Origin of the sequence: Microcoleus sp. Pol8_D6 (assembly GCF_036700965.1) — a bacterium.
Classification (GTDB): domain Bacteria; phylum Cyanobacteriota; class Cyanobacteriia; order Cyanobacteriales; family Microcoleaceae; genus Microcoleus.
Window position 1 is genome coordinate 1 of sequence record NZ_JAUBPW010000104.1, and the last position, 15,695, is coordinate 15,695.

Annotated in this window: 11 protein-coding genes and 1 pseudogene; 5 read left to right on the top strand and 7 right to left on the bottom strand. The window is 46.2% G+C overall.

The window, feature by feature from the left end; translation table 11 throughout:
- Window positions 1-303: 303 nt before the first annotated feature.
- From QUA10_RS27100 to cysC, 5 genes are all read right to left on the bottom strand, one after another.
- On the bottom strand, window positions 304-1,941 hold the full coding sequence (locus tag QUA10_RS27100) for an acetolactate synthase large subunit (RefSeq protein WP_333085624.1): 1,638 nt from the start codon (window positions 1,939-1,941) through the stop codon (window positions 304-306).
- Window positions 1,942-2,085: 144 nt separating this feature from the next.
- Window positions 2,086-3,453, bottom strand: coding sequence for an NAD-dependent succinate-semialdehyde dehydrogenase (locus QUA10_RS27105; RefSeq protein WP_333085625.1), 1,368 nt, complete (start codon window positions 3,451-3,453; stop codon window positions 2,086-2,088).
- 424 nt (window positions 3,454-3,877) lie between these two features.
- Window positions 3,878-6,202, bottom strand: a complete 2,325-nt coding sequence (locus QUA10_RS27110; RefSeq protein WP_333085626.1) for a polysaccharide biosynthesis tyrosine autokinase — start codon at window positions 6,200-6,202, stop codon at window positions 3,878-3,880.
- 142 nt (window positions 6,203-6,344) lie between these two features.
- Window positions 6,345-7,928: an SLBB domain-containing protein gene (locus QUA10_RS27115; protein ID WP_333085627.1), complete on the bottom strand. Its 1,584-nt coding sequence runs from the start codon at window positions 7,926-7,928 to the stop codon at window positions 6,345-6,347.
- Between the two features lie 37 nt (window positions 7,929-7,965).
- The gene (gene cysC, locus QUA10_RS27120) at window positions 7,966-8,490 is read right to left on the bottom strand and encodes an adenylyl-sulfate kinase (RefSeq protein ID WP_333085628.1); all 525 of its coding nucleotides are present in this window, start codon (window positions 8,488-8,490) and stop codon (window positions 7,966-7,968) included.
- 361 nt (window positions 8,491-8,851) lie between these two features.
- Here cysC and QUA10_RS27125 point away from each other — a divergent pair, with 361 nt between their 5' ends.
- From QUA10_RS27125 to hetR, 4 genes are all read left to right on the top strand, one after another.
- Window positions 8,852-10,654 carry an FAD-dependent oxidoreductase gene (locus QUA10_RS27125; RefSeq protein ID WP_333085629.1) on the top strand — a complete coding sequence of 601 codons (1,803 nt, stop codon included), beginning with the start codon at window positions 8,852-8,854 and terminating at the stop codon, window positions 10,652-10,654.
- Between the two features lie 98 nt (window positions 10,655-10,752).
- Window positions 10,753-10,980, top strand: coding sequence for a heterocyst-inhibiting protein PatX (patX, locus tag QUA10_RS27130; RefSeq protein ID WP_190663642.1), 228 nt, complete (start codon window positions 10,753-10,755; stop codon window positions 10,978-10,980).
- A gap of 634 nt (window positions 10,981-11,614) precedes the next feature.
- Window positions 11,615-11,842: a hypothetical protein gene (locus QUA10_RS27135; protein WP_333085630.1), complete on the top strand. Its 228-nt coding sequence runs from the start codon at window positions 11,615-11,617 to the stop codon at window positions 11,840-11,842.
- 853 nt (window positions 11,843-12,695) lie between these two features.
- Window positions 12,696-13,601 (top strand): heterocyst differentiation master regulator HetR, encoded by a 906-nt coding sequence (hetR, locus tag QUA10_RS27140; RefSeq protein ID WP_333077431.1) that lies wholly within the window; start codon window positions 12,696-12,698, stop codon window positions 13,599-13,601.
- A gap of 276 nt (window positions 13,602-13,877) precedes the next feature.
- On the opposite strand, the gene QUA10_RS27145 is transcribed toward hetR, so the two are convergent.
- Window positions 13,878-14,690: a TIGR00297 family protein gene (locus QUA10_RS27145; protein WP_333085631.1), complete on the bottom strand. Its 813-nt coding sequence runs from the start codon at window positions 14,688-14,690 to the stop codon at window positions 13,878-13,880.
- Between the two features lie 11 nt (window positions 14,691-14,701).
- Here QUA10_RS27145 and QUA10_RS27150 point away from each other — a divergent pair, with 11 nt between their 5' ends.
- Window positions 14,702-15,133, top strand: coding sequence for a VOC family protein (locus QUA10_RS27150; protein ID WP_333085632.1), 432 nt, complete (start codon window positions 14,702-14,704; stop codon window positions 15,131-15,133).
- Window positions 15,134-15,258: 125 nt separating this feature from the next.
- Here QUA10_RS27150 and QUA10_RS27155 read toward each other — a convergent pair.
- Window positions 15,259-15,695: pseudogene (locus tag QUA10_RS27155) on the bottom strand (lipase); the annotation flags it as partial.

Consider the following 15,695-nt stretch of genomic DNA (forward strand, 5'->3'; position numbering starts at 1 on the left):
ACGGGACAATTCGGCATAGTTCACAAAAAACTTATCAAGGCTACTATCTTACCATCATTACTTCTTGGCCACTACCAGAAATTGAACCAACCAGTTTTCCACAAACTTCCTTTTTGATTGTGGCAAGTTTTTCTGGAATACCACCTACTAACTACAGTGCATAGCGATCACTGACATCATTGGCGATACCGCAACGCAGTTGCGGTAAGCAGTTAAGAACCAAACAAGCTACAAAACTCTATCTCCAAGAATATCCATTATTAGAGCCCCGACTTCTTTAAGAAGTCGGGGCTCTAGCTACTCTTACAAATTGCAACTCATATCCCCAGATAATTGACTGAAACGCGCATTTTCCCGATAGTCTACCGGACAATCAATCACGCAAGGGACATCTTGAGCCAGGGCTTCTTTGAGGATGGGAATAAAATCGGTTGCAGATTCCACACGATAGCCTTTTAAACCCATACTTTCCGCAAATTTCACAAAATCGGGATTGCCAAATTTGACGAAATCGGAATGACCAAAATAATCTTGCTGCTTCCATTCAATTAACCCGTAACCGCCGTCATTAAAGATCAGCGTCACAAAATTAGTACCGACTCGCAAAGCAGTTTCTAACTCTTGGCAATTCATCATAAAACCACCGTCGCCGGTGGCTGCTATTACTTTGCGATTGGGATAAACGAGTTTTGCAGCCACCGCACCGGGAATCGCAATTCCCATCGCCGCAAATCCGTTGGAAATCAAACAGGTATTCGGGCGATCGCAATGATAGTGCCGCGCGATCCACATTTTGTGAGCTCCCACATCAGATATCAGAATATCTTCCGGCCCCAGGACTTGCCGCAAATCGTAAATGAGTTTTTGTGGCTTGATCGGGAAACCGTCGTCGGCTGCATATTGTTCGTAGCCAGCGCGAATATCAGCCCGCAATTGCTTAGCAAAAGGGTCTACTTTCTCCATGCGATCGGCACGCTGCAAAATTTCATTAAGGGAATCAGAAATATCTCCCACAACTTCTATAATAGGAATATAACTGCTGTCAATTTCTGCTGGCAGAGATCCAATGTGAATAATCGGAATTTTTCCTTCTGGATTCCACTTTTTCGGGGAATATTCAATCAAATCGTAGCCAACCGCAATCACTAAATCCGTTTCTTCAAAAGCACAGCTAATGTAATCGCGTTTTTGCAAGCCCGTCGTCCAAAGCGCCAAAGGGTGAGTGTAAGGAATTACACCTTTGCCCATGAAAGTATTAGCTACAGGAATATTCAGTCGAGTAGCAAATTGTGTCAAAGCGTCGCTGGCGTTAGCGCGGATCGCGCCGTTTCCTACTAAAAGCAGAGGACTTTTTGCCTTGGAAATTGCCACAGCGGCTTTATTCAAGCTTTGGTAAGCGCCAAAAGTTTTTTCGCGGTTGTCTTTGGTGAGTGGCTGTCCTTCAGCAGGCATTGCTGCGATGTTTTCAGGTAAGTCAATGTGAACTGCTCCGGGCTTTTCACTTTGAGCTACTTTAAAGGCTTTGCGGACAATTTCTGCCGTCGTGCTGGGGCGAACAATTTGAGCATTCCACTTAGTAACTGGGGCAAACATGGCGACCAAATCTAAATATTGGTGCGATTCTATGTGCATTCTGTCTGTGCCGACTTGTCCGGTAATTGCTATTAAAGGAGCGCCGTCTAAGTTGGCGTCAGCAACTCCTGTCATTAAGTTAGTTGCGCCGGGGCCCAAGGTGGACAAGCAAACGCCGGCTTTGCCGGTGAGACGACCGTAAACGTCTGCCATGAATGCGGCGCCTTGTTCGTGGCGAGTAGTAATAAATTTAATTGAAGAGTTTCTCAGGGCTTCTAGAACTTCTAAATTTTCTTCTCCAGGAAGTCCGAAGACGTATTCGACGCCTTCATTTTCTAAACATTTTACCAATAGTTGAGCTGTGTTCATTTCCGTTTCTCTCCTCGGTTAATGGGGGTTTTTGGTCTTTTTCAACCGATCGCAAAAATACTAAATGGGAATTTTTAACCGCAGGTAAACGCAGATAAACGGAGACTTATGTAGATTTGTGCGATCGGTTGATAGAGTGGGAGGTTATTTCACCCACACTGTTTTTATGTTAACAAATTCGTGCATTCCTTGGATGCTCAATTCGCGTCCGTAACCGGAGCGTTTGATGCCGCCGAAGGGCAATCTCGGGTCGGATTTTACTAAACCGTTGATGAATACCGCGCCGGCCTCTAGTTCGGAAATAAAGCGATCGCTCTCTGAGTTTACTGTAGTCCAAGCTGACGCACCCAAGCCAAAAGATGTGCTGTTTGCGAGGGCCATCGCCTCATCGATGTCTGCAACTCGGAATACTAAAGCTACAGGCCCGAAAAATTCTTCTTGACGGGCAGAGGCATTCGGCGGAATATCTGCCAGAATAGTTGGCAAGTAGAAATTGCCGGCATTCTCTAACAATCGGCGACCACCTGTCAGAAGTTTTGCTCCCGATTGGACGCAAGTTTGCACTTGATTGTCCAAGTCTTTGAGGATTGCGGGAGTAGCTAAAGGGCCGATATCGGTTTCGGGCAACATCGGATCGCCTACTTTTAATTGCTCGAATTTTTCGACAAATCCTGTGAGGAATTCGTCGGCAATCTCTTCTGCTAAAATAAAGCGTTTGGCGGCGATGCAAGATTGACCGTTATTGAGCATCCGGGATGTCACAGCAGTTGATAAAGCTGCTGCTACATCGGCGCTGGACATCACAATAAATGGGTCGCTTCCTCCCAATTCCAGCACTACTTTTTTCAAATTTTTGCCCGCATTTGCTGCCAAACTTTCACCCGCTGGTTCGCTACCGGTGAGAGTTGCTGCTTTGATACGATCGTCCGCAACGATATCAGCTACTTTGTCGGCGCCGACTAACAAAGTTTGAAAAACTCCTTCGGGAAAGCCAGCAAGCGTAAAAATTTCTTCAATTTTCAAAGCGCACTGAGGCACGTTGGAAGCGTGTTTGAGCAAGCCGACATTGCCCGCCATCAGTGCTGGCGCCGCAAACCGAAAAACTTGCCAAAATGGGAAATTCCACGGCATAACGGCTAAAATAGGGCCCAGCGGTTGGTAGCGGACAAAGCTGCTGCTAGCGTCGGTGGTTGCGGGTACGTCTGCCATAAATTGAGCAGCATTTTTGGCGTAATACCGACAAACTAAGGCGCATTTTTCCACTTCGGCGATCGCAGATTTGAGCGTTTTGCCCATTTCCAGGGTCATCATTTCAGCGTAAATTTCGCGATCGCGCTCCAAGATGTCTGCAGCTTTCTGCATCCACAGGGCTCTCTGCTCAAACGGCAGTTGGCGGTATTTTTTAAAAGCTTGCTGTGCTAATTCCAGCTTAGCTTCTATTACCTCATCCGCGATCGGCTCGAAAGTTTTCAGCGTTTCTCCCGTTGCCGGGTTAATAGTAGCAATAGCCATTGTTTCATCTCCTGTGTGAAAAACACAAAACTCCCTGCTAGTTTTGAGCCGAGGCAGGGAGTTGTATCAAGGTATTACAAAATAGGAATTTACCAGCCACGTTTTCTTTCAGGTCTTGCCAATTTGCAAGTGCCGCGATTTGTTTAAATTTCTCCTACTTTTAATTATAGTTCAGAGTCTCGATCGCAAATCTTAAGAAAATTTGTCTTTCTGAAATCACGCACAAATCTCAAGAACAGGCGACGCCGGCCTGTTCCATAAAAGTTAAATGTTCTTCTGGGGCGCGACGCCCGCCCCAGACAGCTTTATTCACAATTAATGGTGCAAGATGGATTAATTATCTGATCGGGTGTCCCGCCCGCTTTGCATTCTCAAGAACAAGCCCGACGGCCTGTTCCACTAAACATTTCTCAATTCCTCTCCCTCAAACAGACTGTTCCTGGACGTAATCCTGCACGTAAGACTGATAGTAATACCTGCTGCCTTTATCGTTATTCGCCACCATTCCCAACAGCGGAATCCCCGCCATTTTTAAATCTTCAAAAGCCAACACCAGCGCCTCCCGCTGAGTTTGATGCAGCCCTACTACCAGCATCAATCCGTTAGTGTGAGCCGCCAACAAATTCGCATCCGCCAAACCTAAAAGCGGCGCAGTATCGTAAATAACTAAGTCAAAATGACTTGACAAAGCTGCCATTAAATGCTGCATTTTGCGGGAAGAAAGCACCTTTGTGGGATCGAGAGGAACCGGGCCGGAAGTTAACACAAACAAATTTTCATCACGGGGCGATCGCAAAATCACCTGTTGCACATCCACATCATCCGCGATCACATTGTGCAAGCCTTGCCAATTCGGTAAACCCAGCATTTCGTGTACCTGCGGGCGCCGTAAATCCCCATCCACCAACAGCACTTGCTGCCCCATTGCAGCCGCCGCCCGCGCCAGATTTACTGCTACCGTAGACTTGCCGTCACCTACTTGACAAGAAGTAATTACGCAAGAATTAATCGGAGTATCAACGTTTAGTAAGCGAATATTCGCATTGAGCGATCGAAAAGCTTCTTGAAAAGCATCCGTCGGCATCGGCGAAATTGCCACATCCACCGGGCTAGTCTCAGCAGGAGGAAGTCTCAAAATTTTATCGCTAGCAGGAATCACCCCCAACAAAGGCAGGCGAATCGACTGTTTGACATCCTCTGGAGTTTGGAACACCGTTTTATTGTTAAACCGTTCCGCCAACTGCGCCGCCAGCATACCAAACAGCAAACCAGCCAATCCCCCCAAAGCCAAATTCAAAGGCATAATCGGAGCAACAGCCATCAACTCGCCATTTTTGTAACGCGGAATTTCCGGCTTAGCAATAACTTCCCAAGCCACCTCTTTTTTGCCCACAGATTCAAGCTGCAAAGCTTGCTGTTTTGCCAGCAAACTATTCAGCGTATTGTTAGTTAAATCCAACTCGCGCTGCAAATCGGAATAGCGCCGCAAAATCACCGGGAATTTTTGAGAGTATTGATTCAACTGCTTAGCAGCTTGTTCCAAAACTTGATTCCGCACGCCCAGCACCTGAATTAAATTAGCAGTACCGATAAATTGCTCGATTAACTTAATCCGCACCGGATCTTGAAAAGCCAGCACTTGTGAATTTACCTTAGCCAAATCAGTTCCCAGAACTTGTTGGGCTTCTTTCTTCAACAAAGGAATCAGGTTCTTGCGCTGTTCTCGCAACAATTGCATTTGCGGAGTTTCGTCTGTAAACGTAGCCGAGTTAATCGCAATTTGCCCTTCTAATTGTTGCAATTGAGTCAGCATCCCTTGATAGCGGGGAGCTTGACTGAGAGCCGATGCCATCAGCGCTTGCTGCTGGTTCAGTCCGAGCTGATTTTGCAGATTAGAATAGAGCAATCTCTGCTGGTTTAACTGCGTTTGCGCGTCCAATCTTTGCGCTTGCAGTTGGCTGATTTGCTGCGAAAGCTGTTGGGTTTGAATTTGCGGATCGATGAAATTGTACTGCTGCCGCAATTTTTGAATTTCTGTTTGCAGAGCTTGTTGGCGCTTTCGCTGGTTGGGAATTTGCGATTTCACAAAATCCAGAGTCTGACTAATTTGAGTGGTGGTATCTTGCACGCTGTAGTTGCGGTAGCCTAGCGCAACTTTTTCCAAAACAAACTGAATTTTTTTCGGGTCATAATCCCGATATCTAACTTCGATAATCTTGGTATTTTTGAACCGATTAATTGACAACCTAGTTTCCTGAGAAAACGGCAAATTATCTGCTTTTTGGTTCAAGAGGTAGTTGTAATTTATTTCGGGATACTTAGCCTGCAACTGTTTAATAATCGGCGACATTACTTGCGGACTTTGCAAAACTTGAATTTGGGATTCGTAGTCAAAACCGCCCTTTTCTTGCGTCGCAGGGGCCGCTGGTTGCAGTTTCAGCTCACCGGAGTAGATTTTTGCTAAAGTATTTTGCGTAACCGCTGGCTCTACTAATAATTGAAAGCGCCCTTCGTACTCGCTTTTTTGATTCAGTGTCCATGCGAAAACTCCGGTAGTCACTGCCGCTGCTACACCGATGACTAAGATTGATCGACTGCGGCAAACTTCCCAAAAACTTAACTCTTCTGCCTCGGTTTTGTTTCTGCCTAAAAATTGATCTTCTTCATAAAGCCCAGAAGACATTTTTTGCAGATCAGCGGTTTTTTTATGATTAAACAGTGCTACTTGAGATTGTTTCCCTGGTTTCATTGGATTTCTACAACTTATTAGTTTAAACGTCTGTATTGGTGGCGGATTTTCAGGAAATCGGTTGATTCCTCGATATTTCATTACCAAACCGCAATTTTTTTATAAAGCGGGTTTCTGAGGTCTTAATGCTAGTCTCTTCAAATCACCGGAAAATATCGAATAACCGAAATATTCCTAACAGCGGGCTGAGAGGAGCGAGAGTGCCGCCTACATTATCCGAGAACGTAGCGCGACCCGATCGCCTTACCATAATTACATCATTATTTTGCAATTTGGGATTAGTTGCTTCATTGGCAGTTGCAGAAAAATCAACCTTAACAGTTAGTTGCGAAACGGTGCCGTTAGGATTGAGGCGAATTAAATTCACCGAATCCATTTCTGCCCGCGCTTTATTAAAACCTCCCGCTGCTACCAGCGCTTGATTTAAAGTAGTGTTGGGCAGCACCGCAATCGCTCCCGGTTTGACGACTTCTCCCACAATGTTCACCTTAATAGTATCCGGTGAAAAATTAGAATTAGCAACTTGTTCGTCTTGGGTTTCATCGAGGTTTTCGGCTTTGGGAACGATTACCGTATCTCCCTGTTGTAGCGCTAAATCTTGGGATACATCTCCTCCTTCCAAAAGTTGCCACAAATTCACATTAATAATTTGTTCTGTACCCGCCCGTGTCAGCCGGCGAACTTGTATTTGTCGGATATCAGCTACCGGCGTAATGCCGCCCGCCATTTTAATTGCCCTCGTTACAGTTTGCTGCAAAACATTTTCCCCGCCGTTAGTGTCGCTGGCAGCAAACAAACCAGAATTTTCACCCATTTCATTGTCTTGTACCCTACTTTGAGCCTCTTTTGCCAAAGTATAAGTACCGGGGCGAGTTACTTCGCCCACCACAGCAATATTAATTGGTTGAGTGCTTTGTCCGGTAATGTTAGCTACTGCTAAAGTCGGTGCTTCTTGGCGGTTGAGGCTAGTTACAGTGGGAATAAATATAGTATCGCCGTCGCGCAAAGTCATATCTGCTCGCAAATCGCCGTTTTGCAATAATTCCCACAAATCCACACTAATAACTTGTTCCGGTGCGTTGCGCTGGGGGCGGCGAATTTTGATTTGCCGCACGTCTGCTGACTGGGTAATTCCGCCGGCCATTCGCAGAGCCCGCGATATCGTTGGCATTTGAGTTCCCATTTGCTCTGCTGTGCCTCCGGGGCCTGCTGCTGAGGATATTGTATAGGCTCCGGGGCGGTTGATTTCCCCCGCGATCGCAATTTGCAAAGGACGCGGCGCCAGCAGTTTGAGGGTAATCCAAGGACGTTTAAGGTATTTGCCGTATTTGTCTTTAACAGCATTAGAAGCTTGTTCTAAGGTCATCCCGTACACCGAAACGCTGCCAATTAACGGCAAATTTAGGGAACCGTCGGCCTGTACTTGGTGTTGACCGTTGGGGCCGCTGTATTCCGGGACGTTGAAGATGTCCATTTGAATACGATCGCCCGCGCCTAAAGTGTAAACTTCCGATCGTACACTTGAAGGTTCACTTGCCGGCAATCCCGGCAATCCCGGCACTGCGGGTACCGGTACAGGAACAGGAGAACCCGCATCAGGAGGAGGAGGAGGCATAAACTGGGCCGCCGCAGGAGATGAACCCACCGCCGCGAGCACTGACACTGTTAAAAATTTGACCGTGAAACCTTTGACAGTATTGAATTTTGAATAGTTTTTGCTCGCCATCGCCTTTTGCCCCTATCCGCTTCCTACCCCGCCACCATCAAATGTAACCCAACTCTTCTAACTTGCTCAGAACTTTTTTAACACTCTCTTCCACACTTTCTCGCTCTGTGTAACAAATAATCTCAGGATTCAGCGGTTCTTCATAAGGATCGTCAATTCCCGTAAAACCCTTAATTTCTCCTGCTCTAGCCTTAGCGTATAGCCCCTTGACATCGCGACCTTCGCACACTTCTAACGGCGCTGTGACATATACTTCCACAAAATTGGGCTCCATTGCTCTAATTTCATCGCGAATTGCTCTGTAGGGGCTAATAGCTGCTGTCATTGCCGCTACTCCATTGCGGCTCAGCAGGTGAGCTACAAATCCAATCCGCCGAATATTAGTATCTCGGTCTTCTTGGCTAAATCCCAAACCTTTTGACAAGTTGGTGCGAACGACATCTCCATCCAATATTTCAACTTTGCAACCTCTTGCCTTCAATTCGGGTTCGAGAGCTTTGGTGATAGTTGTCTTGCCGGAACCGCTCAGCCCGGTGAACCACAAAATAAAACCTTTTTCCATTTTCAGCCGTTAATTAGTAACTGGGAAATTATGAAGACGTAAAACTTTATAGATGCTGTTCCCTTTTTTCTATTATCGTTATTCGGGGTGTCATCTTGCCAATATTTGCGCGCCAAAAGTGAGAAATCAAAATTTGCGATCGCTCCTGCGGTTATTTAGTAACAAAATTGTGCACTCGCTGCATAATTCCCGATTTATTATTTGTCAAGTCTTTAGACAAGAAAATTCAATTCGCGATCGCCAACGCCGAACATCTATCCTCTGGGTGCTTGTGGTCGCACCTTACATGATGAATGAGCCTCTTGCAATCTAAAATCTAAAATCTAAAATCTAAAATCTAAAATCTAAAATCCTATTCCCCATGTCCCCAACCTTAAAAGCAGATGTTTTAGTAGTCGGTGGTGGCACCGGCGGCACCGCAGCAGCCGTGCAAGCAGCCCGCCGAGGTGCTAAAACTATTTTAGTAAGCGAATTCCCCTGGCTGGGAGGAATGCTGACTTCCGCAGGCGTTTGTGCCCCCGATGGCAATGAATTAGCAGCTTTTCAAACCGGTTTGTGGGGCGCGTTTTTGCGGGAACTTCAGCAGCGACAGCCGGGAGGTTTGGATTGGGGCTGGGTAAGTTTTTTTACTTACGATCCCCGCACTGGTGCTGATATTTTCGCTGATTGGGTTAAATGTTTGCCGAACTTACAGTGGATTTGTGGAAAAAAAGCTCACGATGTGCTGTATGAAGGAGATCGCATTTCAGGCGTCCGGTTTGCAGATTTTATGGTTTCGGCCAAAATCACTTTGGATGCAACGGAATTGGGAGATTTGCTGGCTTTAGGGCAAGTTGGACACCGCTGGGGTTGGGAATTCCAAGCCGAGTGGGGAGAACCCAGCGCGCCGACTGCCTCTAATGATCTCACAGAGAGCTATTCGGTGCAAGCTCCGACTTGGGTGGCAATCATGCAAGATTTTGGTAAAGGTGCAGTGGCGCCTGAAATTCCCGCGCCGCCTGTTGACAATCCCGATCGATTTACTGGGGCTTGGGACGCTTACACTCCTGAACAATTTCTTAATTACGGCCGGCTGCCAGGGGGATTGTTGATGATTAATTGGCCGATTCGAGGTAATGATTATGGTGAAGGGGTCGATCGACTCATTAAATCTGAAGCATCTCGACAAGAATTCCTGCAAGAAAGTCTGTGGCACACTCAAAGTTTCGCCCGCTTCATTCAAACGCAACTTTGCCGCCGCTACGGCTTAGCACAGAATATTTTCCCCGTTTCAACGATCGAAAATCAACAAAATTCTTCCCTTCTTTCTTCCTTTGCCTTACATCCTTACTACCGAGAAAGTCGGCGCTTGCGAGGGATAAGTACAGTCACAGAACAAGATATTTTGCCTATTGTCTGTGGAAGAGCCGCGAAGTTGCCGATAAATTCTGAGGGTATTTGTGAAACAATTGCGATCGGCAACTACGCCAATGACCACCACTACCCCAGTGGCGACATTCCTCTGCAACCAAAATCCATCCGCTGGGGCGGGCGCTGGACGGGAACTCCGTTTACCATTCCTTACAGCGCGCTAATTCCTGCGATTACAGACGGTTTGCTAGTCTGCGAAAAAAATATTTCCGTCTCTCACATCGCCAACGGTGCAACTCGCTTGCAACCGACGGTAATGAATATTGGACAGGCGGCGGGGATGGCGGCGGCTTTGTGCGCGGAATCTGGATGTCAGCCGCGGGACTTGCCAGTGAGAGTTTTGCAGGAAGCTTTGCTGCAAGATTCCGAGGCGAGTGCGGCGGTTATTCCTTTATTTAATTTGACACAGGGGCGATCGGACTGGCTGGGTTGGCAACGCTATTATCTCGATCGACCTGAAGCATATCCCGCCAGCGGCGAATGTCAGGAGTCAGTAGAGAAACAAAGCAGTCAAACAGCAAATACCCAGAGCCAATTTTCGGGCATTTTCCGTCGCCTCGGCGAACAAGACTGGACACTAACGCTGACAAGCCCCGCATCCTTAGCCGGTCAAACTTGGCAACTCGTGACTTTGGACTCGGAAACCGACAGATTTTTACACAGTTGCGAAACCGAAAAGCCTCTGACAGTATGGGGCAAGCTGAATTCGGCAGGTGCTTGGCTGCTGGCGGAATCCATAGAATTGAAGAGGTAAGGTTTTTTGCAGAGATCCGAAAATTTCACAGAAATTTATCCTGATCGATCGGGGAGAGCCCGTATCAGTTAATAGACACTGACACGGATACTAACCCCATGCAAACTTACACACCAATTGCTTTACACAGTCTTTTGGGCGTTACTTTGAGCGCCACTGTCGTTCGAGCCTTTGAATCCCTAGTCGGACTGCTCGAAGTTGCCACCGCTTCATACATTTTATCCGCCCAAACCGAACAAAGGGGCGATCGTTCTCCAGAAAGAGGCAGCGGACGCCGAGAGTTCATTGAGCCTAATCTTTACACTCATCAACTACAAGCATTTTAATGACATTGGACGACAGCTATTTCCGTTATTGAGTTAGTTTCTGCCGCCAGTGTCGAGCGCTCAATCTGATTTCCTGGGATGCTAGTTTTTCAGGTTTCCAAGGCAACTGCATTTCTTGTTTACAGTCATTAGGCTCTTCTTTTATGTGAGTGATGATAGCATATAAACCTTAAACCGCCATCTATCGAGAGATTGAATCTCCTATTTGGCGGTTTTGTATATTATTGCAACCGTCTGAGTAGTGCAATTATGAATTTTTTTATTAGTGAAGCTAGAGATTTTATTTATTCCCTTTTACATCGACTTATGACTGCTCTCATAGATCAGATGGTACGCATCTAAAGTGTCTGTTGCTACTGGAGGGCGAGAGGGTGAGAAAGGGAGAGGGAAAGATAATTTTCCGCTTTTTATACAAGGATTTTAGGAGACAATTTAAATGCACGATAGATTAACTAAAGCCTGATTTATTCTTCCTTTTTCCTTCTTCTTCCTTCTTCTTCTTCCTTCTTCTTCTTCCTTCTGATTCCTAATTCCTGATTCCTAATTCTATAGTTTGATAATTTCCGGGAAATTCATCCTGATCAACCTGGGTAAATGTCGTATCTCTAAATAGATACTGATACGAATACTACCCATGAAAACCTACACTGCAATTGCTTTACTGAGCCTGTTGGGCATTACCTTGAGTGCCAGGGCCGCTCAAGCTTTTGAATCTCCACTCCCCATGCTCGAAACTGGCACCGCTCAATATATGTTGTCAGCGCAAACTCAACAAAGGGGCGAGCGTGGTCCTGAGAGAAAGCGCATCCGCAGAAATTTTACTGAGCCTACTGTTTACACTCATCCGCTACAAGATTTCTAATGGCACTCGACGCAAGTGATGACCACAACTGAGTTGCTTTGGGCCGGTCATTCGATCGCGCGATCGGATTTTCTGGGATTCTATTTTTTCAGGTTAAGCGACAACTGCACTTTTTGTGGACAGTTCTGAGGAGATTATTTTTTGTATGATAGATGTTAGCATATAAACTGCGAACCGCCATCTACCTAGAGATAGATTCTAGTATGTGGCGGTTTTGTATTGAAAACGCTTCAATTAAACAGGAACTAACCACAGGGCTCTGATCATCTGGGTTTGTCAACCGATATCCCTCGCCCTCCAGGCCTTATTTTGGCGTTGCAGAATTTGAGGAGGATTATTGTGGGGTGTCCTGCCTGCTGTGAAAATACAGCGGACGGGCTACGAGATCCCATCCCACAAAACCATCAAAATCTTCCCGCAATTATGCAACAGCCTTATTTTAGTTGATCAAACCGGGTTTCGGCATCCATGACTATTCAAGAATTAGGGGCTCGGAGTCGCCTCAAATTCCTGGGATCGCAACAGTTATTTACGTTCTCCCCCCCACAGGTAGGGTTTAATTTTCAACCGCTGCACTATAATTAATTTGCGATAACTAACTTATATATAGGTAAACTGTCAGCGCAGAGGGTGCAGCAATCTACTTAAATTGGCCACCAATAAGAACCACTTATGCGGTGTGGATAGCCTTTAAGCCCATGCCCCTGTTACCTCAGGGAACTTAACTAACCTGAATATTAGGGTAGCTGGCAAGCTTTCCGGCGACAGTCGGCTATGCTTGATTCGGCGCTCTCGCAATAATTTAATGGAGGATGACAAAATGCCTCCTAATTTGGCTATTTCGGGGATAGTGATGAAAAATGACTCTTTGGATCTGGTCAAAAGCCTCAGCCCTAGTGCAATGGATCAGATCATGCTATATCTGGCGTTTAGCGCCATGAGAACCAGTGGGCACAGGCACGGGGCGTTTCTAGACGCGGCCGCAACGGCGGCTAAGTGTGCCATTTATATGACTTATATGGAGCAGGACAACAACCTGCGGATGACTGGGCACTTGCATCACATTGAGCCTAAACGGGTGAAGGTGATTGTTGAGGAAGTCCGGGAAGCTCTGACTCAGGGAAAATTGCTGAAAATGTTGGGTTCCCAAGAACCTAGATATTTGATTCAGTTTCCTTATGTGTGGCTGGAACAGTATGGTTGGATGCCGGGACGCCCTCGCATTCCGGGAAACAATTTGACTGTAGATGAAAAAAAATATCTCGAAGGCAAGATTCCTCCGAATCCGCCCGACGCTCAACTGATCAATTCTTTTCAGTTTATGGAGTTGATCGAGTTTCTGCACAGGCGATCGCAAGAAGATATGTCTCCAGAAAGGCGAATGCCTTTGAGCGAAGCTCTAGCAGAACACATTAAGCGGCGCTTGATATATTCTGGGACAGTTACTCGCATTGATTCTCCTTGGGGAATGCCGTTTTATGCCCTGACTCGCGCTACTTACTCTCCCGCAGAGCAGGAAGAGCGGACATTTACTATGGTTGAGGATACGGCTAGATATTTTCGGCTGATGAAGGATTGGGCGGAAAAACAACCGAATGTGATGCGAATTATGGAGACTTTGGATATTCCGCCGGAACGCCTCGACCAAGCCCTTGAGGAATTAGATGAAATTATTCGCAATTGGGCCGATCGCTATCACAAGCGGGGCGAACCGACGATGATTTTACAAATGGTTTTTGGGCCGCAAGACGACGCTTAGTTTGATTAACTATTAATCATTAGTCATGAGTTGATTGCTTGAGACTAATGACTAATGATTAATAGCTAATAAGCTGTTACGCATTTAAATTGGAAAATCGGGACAGGCTAGAAGCCCGTCCCACAAGAGTTTTATTGATTTTTGACACACAGTTTAAATGTAGAACAGCTTAACTCGCGAGGTCGAAACCGGGTTGCTCTGGTAAAATACTGCGTTAAGGCCTTGAATTATCCTAATAAACCCGGTTTCTTGGGTGGCGAATGCGTCCAAGATTAACTAAGCTAAAAAAGCTCTCCAGGTCGCAGCTAAAACGATAGCTGCGATCGCTCCTATGAGTGTATTAAAAAAATTTACCACCTCGTTCGTCAGCCACTCAAACTTTGATTGTACCGTCGCCCCAATGACGCTCTCGATGTTCGTGGCAATAAAAGCTGCAATAACACAAAAAACAATTCCTGTCAAGTCTATTAAACCGACGGCCCAACTTAAAAGCGCAATCAAAATTGAGCCGACAATACCCGCGATCGTTCCTTCCAAACTTACGGCCCCTTCCGTACCTCTAGGTACAGGCTGCAAGCTGGTAATCAAAAAAGTCCGCTTGCCGTAAGCTTTGCCGATTTCGCTAGCGCAGGTATCCGAAAGTTTGGTGCAAAAACTCGCCGCGTAACCCAGCAATAACAGGGAAATAGCATCTTGTGGCACAGGCATCTTGCCTGTCTCTCCTAAAATAGATAATGCCAAAACTCCCAAAGCGCAAAGAGTAGCGGTTAAAGCTGAACCCCAGACATTTTCTGGGCCTCTGGCGCCTGAACGCTTTTCTGCTATGCCTTCTGCTTCTTTTTGGGCTTTGCCGATGCGGGTAACTCCCGATCCGACAAGAAAGTAAAACATCACGACAGCATAGCCTTGCCATCCCAAACAGCCCCAGATGAGCACGCCCAATACCCAGCCGTGAAATTGGCCAGCGGGAGTGAGCAATTTTTTAGGAGCAATGGTGGCGATCGTGAGTAAAACTGTATTTAGGGCGATCGCCACCAACCAAGGATTAGACCAAGATAAATAATTAAAGAACAATTCTGAATTCTGCATTGAGTACCTCCATGAGCCAAGTCTTATTTCATCTTGCCTTTCCCGTGACCGATATTGCCCAAACCAAAGCGTTCTACGTAGACGGACTCGGCTGCCAACTAGGTCGCGAATCGCCAAATTCTGCGATTATGGGTTTGTGCGGCCATCAAATTGTTGCCCACGTCAGCCGCGAACCTTTGACGCCTCAGCGAGGCATCTATCCCCGGCATTTTGGGTTAATTTTTACTTCCGAAGCTGACTGGGAAGCGTTGCTAGAAAAAGCCCAGCAAAACAACTTAAATTTCTATCAAGAACCGAGACGGCGATTTGTCGGTTTGCCTACAGAACACCGTACTTTTTTCTTAGAAGACCCTTTCCACAATATACTTGAGTTCAAGTATTATTGTGAAGCGGAAGCAATTTTTGGTCGCAGCGAATACGCTGAAGTTGGCGATGCTGTTTGATATTTAGTCAGGTAGCAATTTGCCTCCTGTGGGGGCGGGTTTAGGAAATTGTTGGTTTTAGGCAATTACTGTAGGTGAAACCTGCCCCTACAAAATTTGACATTATACAAGAATGAATCAAACGGTTAATCATGAACTTTCAATGGTTCGGAAAGTGCTTCAGCCACAGCTTTTAAACTGCTTGAATGCCTCGCCATCATGGCATGGGCGAAAACCGACAATTTGACTTCTTTTGCAGTAGATATTTGGGAACTAGAAGCGGGTACGATGATAAAATCCCAATCTGTCCAAATCGAAGTAAAATTGAGCTTTTCCAACAAGCCAGCATCTCGATTTAAATCTTCCAGAAAAGCACTGCCAGGACGCATTTGAACGCAGCCTTTTCCCCAGAGAGTGTAAGCCATCCAAGTACCGCTGTGAGGAGAAGATATGGCAATAAAGCGCTGGACTCGGTTAATGCCACCTAACCTTTGCAGGTAGTAGCGAGTTATACCACTTCTCCAAAAATGTGCTACAATAGCACTTCTAGCAAAAGGACGATTGTATGAAAGTAAATTACCAA

What these genes read in the sequence shown, in the direction of transcription:
- QUA10_RS27110 (WP_333085626.1), bottom strand. Translation starts at nt 6,202, where the DNA reads ATGAAACCAGGGAAACAATCTCAAGTAGCACTGTTTAATCATAAAAAA.
- QUA10_RS27115 (WP_333085627.1), bottom strand. Translation starts at nt 7,928, where the DNA reads ATGGCGAGCAAAAACTATTCAAAATTCAATACTGTCAAAGGTTTCACG.
- QUA10_RS27150 (WP_333085632.1), top strand. Translation starts at nt 14,702, where the DNA reads ATGAGCCAAGTCTTATTTCATCTTGCCTTTCCCGTGACCGATATTGCC.
- hetR (WP_333077431.1), top strand. Translation starts at nt 12,696, where the DNA reads ATGAAAAATGACTCTTTGGATCTGGTCAAAAGCCTCAGCCCTAGTGCA.
- cysC (WP_333085628.1), bottom strand. Translation starts at nt 8,490, where the DNA reads ATGGAAAAAGGTTTTATTTTGTGGTTCACCGGGCTGAGCGGTTCCGGC.
- QUA10_RS27105 (WP_333085625.1), bottom strand. Translation starts at nt 3,453, where the DNA reads ATGGCTATTGCTACTATTAACCCGGCAACGGGAGAAACGCTGAAAACT.
- QUA10_RS27125 (WP_333085629.1), top strand. Translation starts at nt 8,852, where the DNA reads ATGTCCCCAACCTTAAAAGCAGATGTTTTAGTAGTCGGTGGTGGCACC.
- QUA10_RS27135 (WP_333085630.1), top strand. Translation starts at nt 11,615, where the DNA reads ATGAAAACCTACACTGCAATTGCTTTACTGAGCCTGTTGGGCATTACC.
- QUA10_RS27100 (WP_333085624.1), bottom strand. Translation starts at nt 1,941, where the DNA reads ATGAACACAGCTCAACTATTGGTAAAATGTTTAGAAAATGAAGGCGTC.
- QUA10_RS27145 (WP_333085631.1), bottom strand. Translation starts at nt 14,690, where the DNA reads ATGCAGAATTCAGAATTGTTCTTTAATTATTTATCTTGGTCTAATCCT.
- patX (WP_190663642.1), top strand. Translation starts at nt 10,753, where the DNA reads ATGCAAACTTACACACCAATTGCTTTACACAGTCTTTTGGGCGTTACT.